Origin of the sequence: Propionicicella superfundia DSM 22317 (assembly GCF_000423465.1) — a bacterium.
Lineage (GTDB): Bacteria > Actinomycetota > Actinomycetes > Propionibacteriales > Propionibacteriaceae > Propionicicella > Propionicicella superfundia.
On the sequence record NZ_KE384021.1, the window covers coordinates 572,558 to 585,164 of the forward strand.

Sequence of the window (12,607 nt, forward strand, 5' to 3'; positions counted from 1 at the left end):
CCCCATCATCGCCGCTCGCCGCGATCAGGACCAGATGCGTACCCGCTCGGCGGGATCGAGCCACAGCCCGTCGCCGGGCGCGACCCCGAACGTCTCGGCGAAGGCAGGGACGTTCTTCACGATCTGGTTGCAGCGGAACTCGTTGGGGGAGTGGGGATCGGTCGCGATGCGCTGCCGGGCGGCCTCGGGCCGGATCTTCGCCTGCCAGATGCGGGCGAAGTTGAAGAAGAAGCGCTCCGCCCCTGTGTGGCCGGACACCGGCACCGGCTCGGTGTCGCCGCAGGCGATCCGCCATGCCAGGTATGCGATCGACACCCCGCCGAGGTCTCCGATGTTCTCCCCGATCGTCAGCGCACCGTTGACATGGACGTCGAGCCCCTCCGGGACGAGCGCGTCGTACTGCGCGATGAGAGCCTTCGTGCGCTCCTCGAACGCGGTCCGGTCAGCCGCGGTCCACCAGTTGCGCAGGCGTCCCTCGCCATCGCACTGCGAACCCTGGTCGTCGAACCCGTGCCCGATCTCATGACCGATGACCGAGCCGATGCCGCCGTAGTTGACGGCGTCGTCGGCCGCCGCGTCGAAGAAGGGCGGCTGCAGGATCGCCGCCGGGAACACGATCTGGTTGCGCAAGGGGTGGTAGTACGCGTTGACGGTCTGCGGCGTCATCAGCCACTCGTCGCGATCGATCGGACGACCGAGCTTGGCCATCTGGTAGTCGTGGTCGAACTCGTTGGAGCGCAGGACGTTGCCGACGAGATCCTGTGGGTCGATCCTCAAGCCGCCGTAGTCGCGCCACCTCTTGGGATACCCCACCTGGGGGTCGAACGCCGCGAGCTTCGCCAGCGCCTCCGAGCGCGTCTCGGCCGTCATCCACTCCAGGGTCTCGATCGACCGCCGGTACGCCTCGACCAGGTTCGCGACGAGTCGGTCCATCCGCTGCTTCGCCAGCGGCGAGAAGTGCCGTTCCACGTACACGCGGCCGACCGACTCGCCGAGCGCGCCCTCCACGAGCGACACGCCTCGCTTCCACCGGTCGCGCTGCTGTTCGATGCCCTGGAGGACCCGGCCCCGGAAGTCGAAGCTCTCCTCCGCCAGCGCCGCGAACGCATACGGGGCCAGCGCGACCGCGACCTGCCACGCGGCCCACTCGCGCCAGGTCGCCAGCGGCGTGTCGGCGAGGATCGTGCCCAGGCCCTCGACGAAGGACGGCTGCTCGACGACCAGGTGCTCGGCGGCCGGCCCGACGCCCGCGGCGTCCCAGAACAGCGGCCAGGCGAAGCCGGGCGCGAGCCCCTCCACCTGCTCCCGACTCATCAGGTTGTAGGTCTGCTGCCAGTCGCGGCACCGGACGATGTCCCAGTGATCGGCCGCGATCCTCGTCTCCAGGGCGAACACCCGTGCGGCCGCGCCTGCCGGGTCGGGCACGCCCACGAGGGCCAGCATCCGCTCGATGTGCGGCACGTACTTGGCGCGCACCTCGGCGTGGGCGTCCTCGCGGTAGTACGCCTCGTCAGGCAGCCCGATGCCACCCTGGAACACGAACAGCACCGTGCGGCCCGGGTCGCCCGGGTCGGCTTCGACCCCGAGGTGGATCGCGCCGCCGACACCGCGGCGGACGGCGCGTCCGAGCCACCTGGCCAGGTCGTCGGCGTCGCTCAGCCCGAGCGCCTCGTCCACCTCGGGCCGCAACGGTGCGAGACCGACCCGCTCGATCCGGTCGGCATCCATGAAGGACGCGTACAGGTCGCCGATCTGCCCGCCCGCGGCGGGAGCGTCGGCGGTCCCGACGATGATGTCGCGGACAGCCTCCTCCGCGGCGTCGCGCAGGTGGACGAAGGCGCCCGCCATCGGTTTGTCGGCGGGGATCTCGGCGGTCTGCAGCCAGCGGCCGTTGACGTGCCGGAAGAGGTCGTCCTGCGGGCGCACGGAGGGGTCGAACTGGGCGAGGTCGAAAACGTCGGTCACGGTCGTCCTTCTCTGGGTCGCGGTCGGGCGGAGCGCAACGGCTCCGGGTCGGCGTCAGGGGTCAACGTTCCCACGTCGCCTCGAGTTCTTCGGCCGTCGTCCGCGACATGTCGACCCGCAGGGTGACGGGTCCTTCGAACCCGACCGAGTTCCGGTTGCTCGTGCCGTTGGCGTAGTCGACGCTGACGTACAGCTTCAGGTCGATGACGACCTCGGCGAACTCGCGCTCGGTGGACAGCCGCGGCGCCACCACGGCCCAGGGGTCGCCGTCCAGCGTCCACCGCACGCTGCCCGGGACGACGGGATTGCTGGTACGGGTGGCGAAGGGGCACCCGGCGGGAGCGAGCTCGGTGCTGTCGGCGCAGGCGTTCAGCGATGCGCGCCCGGTGGCGACGAACGCGTCCTGGCCCTGCTTCGTCAGCGCGACGGTGAGCAGGCTCACCTCGGTGCCGGCGTCGAGCGTGAGCACCTGCAGCTCATTGGCCTGGTACTCCAGGAACGGCAGTCCCGTCGTCAGCAGGTAGCTGCCGGGGAACACCTCCATGCTGCCCGCGGTGAACTCCTCGCCGTTGACGAGAATCGGGATCTTGGCGCTGCGCTTGGCCGTCACGGGGACGGTCACCGTCGATCGCTCCAGCAGATAGCCGCCGTCGTCCTGCTTGCGCACCTGCACCGATGTGGCGACCGGAGTACCCCCCAGGCGATACGTCACGGGGACCTCGGTCGAGGTCGCGGGCACGTCGCTCACGTTCACGTCGGTGAGCGGCAGGCGTTGCAGGGACTGCCGCAAGGACTGAGAGGTCAGCGCGGCCGTCGCGCCCGTCCCGGTCGGGCCGAAGGTCAGCGCCTTCTCCGAGTCCCCGGCGCCGAGTGCGGCGAAGTACTGCCGGACGAGGTCGGCCGGATCCGAGATGCGCGCACCGTCGGCCGTGGCGTTGGTCTCCGAGACGAGGATGGACGGGTCGGGATCCCGGTCGACGCCGAACGTCTGGTACAGCACGATCCCGAGCACCACGACCGCCACCGAGACCAGGATGGCGGGGACGGGACGGATGCGCCGACGCGGGCGCCCCGCGTCGCGCTCGGCCGGCGGGTCGAAGGTCGGCGTCCGCGCACCGCCGCCCGTCGACCCGGGCGTCTCCCGCGCCCGCGCGGCCAGCAACGTGGCAGAGGGATCGAACTGCGAGGGACGGCGCGGCGTGGCCTGGGACGCGGGCCCTTCCGACGGGGCGAACGGGCTGGCCGGTTCCACCACGCGGCGACCCCGCTGCGACTCACCGGCGGGGGGCGCGGCGTAGGGATAGCTGCGCGTCGGCCCGTCGGCCGGGCCCCCCGGGGCGCTCGGCGGCCGCCAGGCCGCGTCATCCGTCCCCGGCACGCCGGGCCGGCTCCCGTCAGGCCGGGGGACGCGCCCCGGACCGTCCTGCCCGGGCATTACACGGTCCAGGTGTCATGTCCGGCGAGCACCGCCTGCAGGCCCCGTGAGCCTTCCCGCGCGCCCGCGATCTGATCGCGAACGAGGTCGTCGTACGCGGGCCGGGACACGTCACGGAAGACGCCGAACGGTGCCTGCGTGAGCCCGGCCGAGTCGGTGAGCCGGGAGAGCGCGAAGGCACGGGTCGGGTCGTCGATGCTGCTGTCGTGGACGAGGACGGCGTCGAGCCCGGCCTCGGAGACCTCGGCGATCTCCAGCCCGCGGCGTCCCTGCACGATTCCGTACCGGCCGTCGGCGAAGGTGATCGGCTGCCCGTCGGTGAGCCAGATCGCCGACTCCGAGGCCCCCTTGAACCCGTCGAACGGCCCGTCGTTGAAGATCGGGCAGTTCTGGTAGATCTCGACGAGCGCCGCGCCGCGGTGGGCTGCGGCGGCGCGCAGGACGCCCGTGAGGTGGGCGCGGTTCGAGTCCAGGCTGCGGGCCACGAACGTCGCCTCGGCGCCGAGCGCGAGCGAGACCGGATTCAGCGGGGCGTCGACCGATCCGAACGGGGTCGACTTCGTGACCAGGCCCGGCTGCGACGTGGGAGAGTACTGCCCCTTCGTGAGCCCGTAGATGCGGTTGTTGAACAGCAGGACGGTGATGTTGACGTTGCGCCGCAGGGCATGGACGAGGTGGTTCCCGCCGATGGACAGGGCGTCTCCGTCGCCGGTCACCACCCACACCGAAAGGTCGGGCCGCGCCGTCGCGAGGCCGGTGGCGATCGCCGGAGCGCGGCCGTGGATCGAGTGCATCCCGTAGCTGTCGACGTAGTACGGGAATCGCGACGAGCAGCCGATGCCGGAGATCACGGCGAGGTTCTCGCGGGCGATGCCGAGTTCGGGAAGGAGTCCCTGGAACGCGGCCAGCACGGCGTAGTCGCCGCACCCGGGACACCACCGGACGTCCTGGTCGCTGGTGAAGTCCTTGCGGGTCAGCGGGGTGAGGGGGAGGGGGACGTGCATCAGCCCCTCGGGACGGCTGCTCATTTCGCCTCCTCGTCGATGATGCGGATCAGGTCGGCGGCCAGTTCGGTCAGGGAGATCGGCAATCCCCGCACCCGACTGTACGGCTCGGCCGGGACCAGATACCTGGCCCGCAGAATCGTGGTCAACTGGCCGCGGTTCATCTCGGGCACGATGATCCGGCGGTACTGCGACAGGATCGTGCCCAGGTTCGCCGGCAACGGGTTGAGATGGCGCAGATGCAGCCGCGCGACGCGGCGTCCGGTGAGCCGGACCCGGCGGACGGCGGCCGCGATCGGCCCCGACGTCGACCCCCACCCGACGACGAGCACGTCGGCCCGGCCCGTCGCCTCCTCGTCGGCGCGGGGGTCGTCGACCGGGTCGTCCACCTGCAGGTCGGGAATGTCGCGGACGATGCCCGCGATCTTCTCCTCGCGGAGGATCACCATGCGCTCGTGGTTGGCCGGGTCGTAGCTGATGTTTCCGGTCAGGTCGGCCTTCTCCAGGCCCCCGACGCGGTGCTCCAGCCCGGGCGTGCCCGGCAGGGCCCATGCGCGCGCGCCGACGTCGTCCCGCTTGTACGGCAGGAACGTCCCGTCGGGACCGTTGGGCTCGGTCGCGAACCCGGGGTCGATGCGCGGCAGGTCTGCCAGATCGGGGACCCGCCACGGCTCCGACCCGTTGGCGAGGTACCCGTCGGACAGGATCATCACCGGCGTGCGGTAGCGCAGGGCGATCCGGCACGCCTCCACGGCGATGTCGAAGCAGTCCCCCGGGGACTCCGGTGCGAGCACCGGCACCGGCGCCTCGCCGTTGCGGCCGTACAGGGCCTGCAGGAGATCGGCCTGCTCGGTCTTCGTCGGCATCCCGGTGCTGGGCCCGGCGCGCTGCACGTTGACCACGACCAGCGGGAGTTCGAGCATCACGCCGAGCCCGATCGTCTCCAGTTTCAACTCGATGCCCGGGCCCGAGCTGACGGTGACGCCGAGCGCGCCGCCGAAGCTGGCGCCGAGCGCCGCGCCCGCGGCCGCGATCTCGTCCTCGGCCTGGAACGTCGTGACCCCCAGCGCCTTGTGGCGGGACAGTTCGTGGAGGACGTCGGATGCCGGGGTGATCGGGTACGCGCCGAGGAAGAGCGGCAGCCCTGCCAACTCGGCGCCGGCCATCAGTCCGTAGGCGAGCGCCTGGTTGCCGTGGATCTGCCGGTACGTTCCGGGAAGCTGGGCGGCCGGAGCGACGGTGTAGCGGACGGCGAACAACTCGCTCGTCTCGCCGAACGCGTACCCGGAGCGCAGCGCGGCCTTGTTCGCGTCCCGCACCGCCGTCGAGCCGCCGAACTTGCGGTCGAGGAACGCCAGCGTCGGCTCGATGGGACGGTTGTACAGCCAGGTCAGCATGCCGAGCGCGAACATGTTCTTCGCGCGGGTGGCGTCGGCGCGCCCGACGCCCATGCCCTTGACCGCCTCGGCCGTCATCGCGGTGAGGTTGGCCGTGTGCACCTGGTAGGAGTCGAGCGAGCCGTCGGTGAGCGGGTCGGACTCGTAGCCGACCTTCTTCAGGTTGCGCGGCGTGAAGTCGGCCGTGTCGGCGATGACGATGCCGCCCTTGGGCAGATCGCCGATGTTGGCCTTCAGCGCGGCCGGGTTCATCGCGACGAGCACGTCGGGGGCGTCGCCCGGCGTGCGGATGTCGAAGCTCGCGAAGTGCAACTGGAAGCTGGACACGCCCGACAGCGTCCCTGCCGGCGCGCGGATCTCGGCGGGGAAGTTCGGCAGGGTCGAGAAGTCGTTGCCGTAGCGGGCCGCATCGGCGGTGAAGCGGTTTCCCGTCAACTGCATCCCGTCGCCGGAGTCCCCGGCGAACCGGATCACGACGCGGTCAAGGACGTGTTCGCTGCTCAACTGCTCTTCTTCCCGGAGTGTGTGGGTGCGGCGTGGGCGCCGACGCGGCGCGTGCCCGACCGAGGCAAGTGTACGCGTCCGGCACCGGGAGATCCTGTCGCTCGCGCCTGCCCTCGACGCCAGATCCTGTGGCGTCGGCGGCCTTGGGCGCGCGCATGACCGTCGGCTGCGCCGCAGGGCACCCTGGGAGGAACATCTTCGCCGGATAGCATGACCCAGGTGTGGGTGGGCCTCGTGGGAACTGTGCTGGTGGCGTGGGCTGCCTGCGGCACCTACTGGTCCTACGACCCGTCGGGGTGGGCGCAGCCCGTGGTCGCGGCCCTGGGCGACGCCGTGCCGCACGAGGTCTCCCGCGTCCTCATGGTCGTGGGGTTCGCCCTGCTGTGCTGGGCGTGGTGGACGCTGCGCCCGCGCGACGGTGTCCCGCAGCGCCACGGCGCATGGACGGTCCTGGCCGTGTGGGCGGCCCCGTTGCTGCTCGTCCCGCCCGTGCTGACGGCCGATCCGTTCGCCTACGCCGACTCGGGGTGGCTCTTCCTCCACGGGCAGAACCCCTATGCCGTGGGGTACGGGGCGATCGGCGGACCGTTCGCGGCGTCCGTCGACCCGCTGTGGCGCGGGGTCGGCGTGGCATACCCGCCGCTGCAGTTCCTGCTCAACGCGGCGATCGTGGGGCTGACCGGCGCCCATCCGTACTGGTCGGTGGTGGCGCTTCGCCTGCCCGCGCTCGCCGGTGTCGCTCTGCTGGCGGCGTGCCTCCCGCGGTGCGCGAGGCTGCTGGGGCTGCCTCCCGCCGCCGCGACCTGGCTGGGCGTGCTCAACCCGCTGGTGGTCGTCCACTTCCTCGGCGGGGCGCACAACGACGCGGTCATGGTCGGTGTCTCCGTGCTCGCGGTGTGGGTGACGCTGCGGGCGCGGGGGACACGGCATGCCGCCTGGTGGCATCTTCTCGTCGCGCCCGCGATCGTCGGTGTCGCGATGGCCCTCAAGCAGCAGGCCGGGCTGACGGTGATCGCGGTCGCCGGCCTGCCGGTGGCCGGGGCGCTGACGGCCGCCACGGCCGGTCGCCGGGTCTGGCTGTGGGCGTGGCGGCTGACGGTCGTGACCGCCGTCGCGGTGGGTGTCTTCGTCGTCGTCTCGGTGGTCACCGGGCTCGGGTTCGGGTGGGTCGAATGGATGGATCAGATGGGCCGGACCGGGTCAGCGGCACCGTTCAACCTGCTGGGCCAGCTCGTCAGCATCGTCGCGCCGGACATCGGGATCTACCGGATCCTCGGCGTCGTGTCGACGGTGTGCATGCTGGGTGTTCTGGTGCTCTTCTTCGTGCGCTTCGTCGACGCACCGCTGCGATGGCTGGGCTGGGGCGCGTTGTGGTTCACGATCCTCGGCTCGGCGCTGCATCCTTGGTATGTGGTGTGGCCCCTGGCGCTGCTGGCTCTGACGCCGCTGCGGATCCGTTCGCGGATGGCGCTGGTCGTGTTCGTCGTCGCCTTCGGTCTGTGGAACGCCCTGCAGACCGTCCTCTTCGCATCGGCCCCGCTGTGAGCGCGACGACGACCCTGACGCGGGCCGGCCGGGCGGTGGGACGGGGGTGGCGGGACATCGCCACCGCCTGGTCCTTCCGTCCCGTGAGGCTGGGTCTGCTCGGGACCGTGCTGATCACGCTCGGATCGCTGACCCCCGCGTACCTGCCGCAGAACAGCCCCTGGTGGCCCCCGCTGCGGGCGATGCAGATGGATTCGTTGTGGGGCAAGGCGCTCGGGACGATTCTCGTCGTGGCCGGCGCGGCGCTGCTCATGGAGGCCTGGTTCCAGTTGCGACCGGCCGTGTACCACTTCACCAAACACTGGGCGATCCTCATCATCTGGGGTCTGCCGTTCGCGTTCGCTCCGCCGATCTTCAGCCATGACGCGTACAGCTATGCCGCGCAGGGCTGGCTGGCGCAGAACGGGATCAACCCGTACGAGTACGGCCCCGGCGTCCTGCCCGGCGCGTTCGCCGACCAGGTCGCCTGGGTATGGCGATACACGCCTGCTCCCTACGGCCCGCTCAGCATCCAGGTGTCCCGCCTGCTCGACATGGCCGCCGGGTTCGATCCCTACTGGGCGGCGGTCAGCATGCGCATCCCCGCGCTCGTCGGCGTCGCCCTCATCGTCCTGTTCCTCCCGCGCATCGCTCACACCATGGGCGTGGACGCGCAGGAGGTCGCGTGGCTGGCGACCATCAACCCCCTGCTCGTCATCGACTTCGTCGGCGGCGCGCACAACGACGCGCTCATGATGGGGCTCGTCGTCCTCGCGCTCTGGGTCGCGATGCAGCCGGCCGGCAGGTGGTGGTGGGCGCGGCAACTGCTGCTCCCGGCGGCCATCGTCGGGACGGCCGCGGCGATCAAGCAGCCGGCGTTCCTGGCGGCCTACCCCATCGCGCTCATCGCTCGTCCGTGGACGTCGTGGCAGCCTCGCGCCGTCCTGCGGGCGGCGGGCGTCATCCTGGCGAGCTGTCTGACGGCGATCGGGACCTTCGCTGCGATCTCGGTCGCGACAGGGCTGAACTTCGGCTGGATGAATGCGGTGAGCGTCCCCGGTCTGCAGCTTTCCATGGCGCCGTTCACTCTCATCGGGGCGGGTCTGCAGTGGGTGCTGCAGGTGCTTCAGATCGCACCCACGGGGAGCTTCGCCCTGGACATCTCCCGGCTCGTGGGGCTGAGCATCGCCGCGGTGTCCATTCTGTTCCTCGCCCTCACCAAGGCGCGCAAGGAGCCGGTGACGTTCCTGTCCTGGTCGTACCTGATCTTCGCGTTCTGCTCGCCCGCGCTGCAGTCGTGGTATCTGCTGTGGGGCGGCCTGCTCCTGCCGCTCACGAGGCCGCAGCCGCGGACCGTCCGGGTGGCGATCGTGATCACCGTCGCGCTGCTGTGCTACGGCGCGGGCAACCTGGCGTTCCGCAACCAGGTCGCGGGCATCGCGTTCGGCGGGCTCGCCTTGTTCGCGACTCTCGCCTATCGGCGGTTCCGTCACCGGCGCGACCGCACGGCCGGTTCACAGGGCGGCTCGACGCCACCGGTTCAGTCGGCGTAGTCGACCACCACGGGGGAGTGATCGCTCATCCGCGCCTCGTAGGTCGGTTCGCGGTCCGTGGCGCCGGTCGTCGCCCGGGCGCTGAGGCCGGGGGTCGCCAACTGGTAGTCGATGCGCCACCCGGCGTCGGTCGTCCATGCCTGGCCGCGCCACGACCACCACGAGTACGGGCCGGGGACGCCCGGGTGCAGTCGGCGGACGACGTCGTGCAGCGTCCGCGGGCCGAGGATCGTCGCGAACCAGGCACGTTCGTCCGGCAGGAAACCGGCGTTCTTCTGGTTCGTCCGCCAGTTCTTCAGGTCGATGGTCTCGTGAGCGATGTTGAAGTCGCCGGCCACGAGGAACTCCCGGCCCGCGGCGGCGGCCCGGCGGCGGCTGCGTGTGAGATGCGTCCGCAGGGACGACATGAAGCGCAGCTTCCGTTCGTACCGGGCGATGGCCGCGTCGTCGCCGGTCGGGACGTCCCCCTTCGGCAGGTACAGCGACGCGACGGTCAATCCGGGCAGGTCGGTTTCCAGATAGCGTCCCTCGCCGTCGAACTCGCGGCTTCCCATGCCGGCCCGGACGTCGGTCGGGGCCTGCCGTGACAGGATCGCGACGCCGTTGCGGCCCGCGCGCGATCCCTCGTCGTAGGCGAGGTGATACCCGTCCCACACCCCGGTGGGCAGCAGGCCGGCCGGGCAGCGGACCTCCTGCAACAAGACGATGTCGGGCGCTCTGTCGCGCAGCCACGTGTCGAATCCGCGGCGCACGGAAGCCCTGATGCCGTTGACGTTGAAGGATGCGATCCGCACCGGCCCAGGGTAGCGATTGCCCGTCGAGCGCTCCCAAACTGCCGGAAACTCGCCGGAATCCGGCGGTTTCGGAGCGCTCGGCGTTGTCGCCGGGCCCGGTCAGGCCGTTCCGTCGCCGGCCGCTCGCCCGAGCAGACCGGCGAAACGGGCGATGTCGACGTTCCCGCCGCTGAGCACGATCCCGACGCGCTGCCCGCGGAAGGACGCGGCCTCCCGCGCGAGCGCGGCGAACCCCAGGACGCCGGTGGGTTCGACGACGATCTTCATCGTGGCTGCGAGCAGGGCCATCGCGGAGACGAGCTCGTCGTCGCTCGCGGTGAGGATGTCAGTGACCCGCTCGGAGATGATCGGGAAGGTGAGCGTCCCGAGATGCTGCGTCTGCGCCCCGTCGGCGATGGTGCGGGGTGGGTCGATGTGGACGATCCGCCCGGCCCGCAGCGACCGGAGCCCGTCGTCGCCCGCGGCGGGCTCGACGCCGTAGACGCGTGCCCGAGGGCGACGCTCGCCCAGGGCCAAGAGCGTGCCGGACAGGAGGCCTCCGCCGCCGAGCGGCGTGAGCACCGCGTCCAGGTCGGGTACCTCGGTGATCAGCTCGAGCGCCGCGGTGCCCTGCCCGGCGATGATGTCGGGATGGTCGTAGGGCGGGATGAGGGCGAGTCCGTCACGGGCGGCGAGGTCGGCTCCGATCTGCTCGCGATCCTCGGCATAGCGGTCGTACCCGACGACGCGGGCGCCGTAGCCCTCGGTCGCGCGGCGCTTGATCCCCGGGGCGTCGGTCGGCATGACGATCGTCGCCGGAACGCCCAGCAGCCGTGCCGCCAGGGCGATCGCCTGCGCGTGGTTGCCGGACGAGTAGGCGACCACGCCACGCGCGCGCTGACCCGGATCGAGACGCGAGATCGCGTTGTACGCACCGCGGAACTTGAACGCGCCCACGCGTTGCAGGGACTCGGCCTTGAAGAACACCCGGCAGCCGAGTCCCGCATCGATGCGCGACGAGGTGAGCACGGGCGTGCGGTGGGCGACGCCCGCGAGGCGTTCGGCCGCCGCGGCGACATCGGCGAAGGTCGGCGAGGTTCGGGCATCCACGCTCCGCACTGTAGCCATGCCGGCCGTGATGTCCTCGGGCCCGCCGGGCCTTGTCCTGCCTGACGGCATGTTCCCCGGCCTCAGACGCGTTCGCCCCACTCGTCCTCGACGTGACCCGCCCGCAGGGAGAGGACGGCCATGGCTGTCATTCCGACGAGGAGGCACGTCCAGACGAGGAGCGGCGCCGTCCAGGATCCTGTCAGGGAATGCAGGAGACCGGTGAGCATGGGCATGGGCGCGGCGATGAGGAACCCGCCCGACTGGGCGAACGCCGACAGGACGGCGGTTCCGCCGGCGGTCCGGGCGCGCAGCGACAGCAGTGTGAGGAAGACGGGGAAGCCGGCGAGCCCGACCGCCAGCAGCGTCGCCCACACCAGCGGGACGGCGGCGGGTGCGACCAGAAGGCCCGCGATCGCGAGCAGCCCTGCCGCTCCCACGACGAGGACGACCCAGTAGGCGTGCGGATGACGTCCCAGGTACGCGGGGATCGGGAAGGCGAGGGCGAGCCCGACGAGGTTGACGTAGCCCAGCAGGCTTCCGGAGGCGACGGCGTCCAGGCCCGCGTCGCGGAACAGCGTCGGCAGCCAGCCGAACACGCTGAACGCCAGCCCCGCCTGGCAGGCGAACAGTCCGACCAGGAGCCGGCCGATCCGTGTACGGGCGATGTCGCCCAGCCGGACGCGTCGCTCCGGGACCGGTGTGCCGGTGGCGTCCCTGCCGTGCCGGACGGCCACGATCGCCGCCCACACGACGACGGCGGCGACGGCCGCGAAGAGGGCGGGCAGGAGAGCGTCGTGCCACCCGTACAGGCCGGCGATGGGCGCACTCCCGAGGGATGCGCCGGTGATGCCCAGCGTGAGGGCGGTGGTGTAGGACGCGGTGGCGAGGCCGATGCGGTTCCCGAAGTCGTGTTTGACGATGGCCGGCAACAGCACGTTGCCCACGCCGAGCGCGGCCATCACGACGACGGTCCAGGTGAGGAACGCCCAGCCTGTCGTGGCCGCGAACCGCCCGGCGAGTGCGACCGTGGCGACCACGGCGACGCCCAGCCCCGTGCGGTGGACGCCGAAGCGATGGATGAGCGACGGTCCGGCGGCGGCGAACACGCCGAAGCACAGGACGGGGATGGACGTCAGCAGGCTCGTGGCCACGGCGTCCAGGCCGAGGGCGGCGGCCGCCTCGGTGAGCACCGGGGTCACGTCGACGGTCGCGGGCCGCAGGTTGAGCGCGAGCAGGACGAGCCCCAGGAACAGCAACCAGCGGGGACCGTGCGTCGAGGAGTCAGTCGATGGCATAGCCGACCGAGCCTACCTTCCGTGTGCGGCCGCGAGCGCTTCGGACC

Annotated in this window: 9 protein-coding genes; 2 read left to right on the plus strand and 7 right to left on the minus strand. The window is 71.4% G+C overall.

Going from position 1 to position 12,607, the window contains the following annotated elements; all coding sequences use genetic code 11:
• Window positions 1-24: 24 nt before the first annotated feature.
• From G555_RS0112515 to G555_RS0112530, 4 genes are all read right to left on the minus strand, one after another.
• Window positions 25-1,965: a M13 family metallopeptidase gene (locus tag G555_RS0112515; protein WP_028709123.1), complete on the minus strand. Its 1,941-nt coding sequence runs from the start codon at window positions 1,963-1,965 to the stop codon at window positions 25-27.
• Window positions 1,966-2,026: 61 nt separating this feature from the next.
• A complete protein-coding gene (locus tag G555_RS0112520) occupies window positions 2,027-3,220 on the minus strand; it encodes a hypothetical protein (protein WP_028709124.1) in 1,194 nt (397 codons plus the stop codon).
• A 179-nt stretch (window positions 3,221-3,399) separates the two neighbouring features.
• Complete coding sequence (locus G555_RS0112525; RefSeq protein ID WP_028709125.1) at window positions 3,400-4,428, minus strand: 2-oxoacid:ferredoxin oxidoreductase subunit beta; 1,029 nt, start codon at window positions 4,426-4,428, stop codon at window positions 3,400-3,402.
• Window positions 4,425-6,305 carry a 2-oxoacid:acceptor oxidoreductase subunit alpha gene (locus G555_RS0112530; RefSeq protein ID WP_028709126.1) on the minus strand — a complete coding sequence of 627 codons (1,881 nt, stop codon included), beginning with the start codon at window positions 6,303-6,305 and terminating at the stop codon, window positions 4,425-4,427. The genes G555_RS0112525 and G555_RS0112530 overlap by 4 nt, the downstream gene beginning before the upstream one ends.
• A gap of 210 nt (window positions 6,306-6,515) precedes the next feature.
• On the opposite strand from G555_RS0112530, the gene mptB (G555_RS0112535) reads away from it, so the two are divergent.
• Both mptB (G555_RS0112535) and mptB (G555_RS19855) read left to right on the plus strand, forming a co-directional pair.
• A complete protein-coding gene (gene mptB / locus G555_RS0112535; protein ID WP_028709127.1) occupies window positions 6,516-7,850 on the plus strand; it encodes a polyprenol phosphomannose-dependent alpha 1,6 mannosyltransferase MptB in 1,335 nt (444 codons plus the stop codon).
• Window positions 7,847-9,382, plus strand: a complete 1,536-nt coding sequence (gene mptB, locus G555_RS19855; protein ID WP_051209009.1) for a polyprenol phosphomannose-dependent alpha 1,6 mannosyltransferase MptB — start codon at window positions 7,847-7,849, stop codon at window positions 9,380-9,382. The genes mptB (G555_RS0112535) and mptB (G555_RS19855) overlap by 4 nt, the downstream gene beginning before the upstream one ends.
• Here the strand turns inward: mptB (G555_RS19855) and G555_RS0112545 are convergent.
• The 3 genes from G555_RS0112545 to G555_RS19860 all read right to left on the minus strand — a co-directional run bounded on the left by G555_RS0112545 (window position 9,370) and on the right by G555_RS19860 (window position 12,560).
• Window positions 9,370-10,176: an exodeoxyribonuclease III gene (locus G555_RS0112545; protein ID WP_028709128.1), complete on the minus strand. Its 807-nt coding sequence runs from the start codon at window positions 10,174-10,176 to the stop codon at window positions 9,370-9,372. The genes mptB (G555_RS19855) and G555_RS0112545 overlap by 13 nt on opposite strands.
• Before the next feature lie 99 nt (window positions 10,177-10,275).
• The gene (locus tag G555_RS0112550; RefSeq protein WP_028709129.1) at window positions 10,276-11,265 is read right to left on the minus strand and encodes a threo-3-hydroxy-L-aspartate ammonia-lyase; all 990 of its coding nucleotides are present in this window, start codon (window positions 11,263-11,265) and stop codon (window positions 10,276-10,278) included.
• An 80-nt stretch (window positions 11,266-11,345) separates the two neighbouring features.
• Window positions 11,346-12,560, minus strand: a complete 1,215-nt coding sequence (locus G555_RS19860; protein WP_051209011.1) for an MFS transporter — start codon at window positions 12,558-12,560, stop codon at window positions 11,346-11,348.
• Window positions 12,561-12,607: the final 47 nt, after the last annotated feature.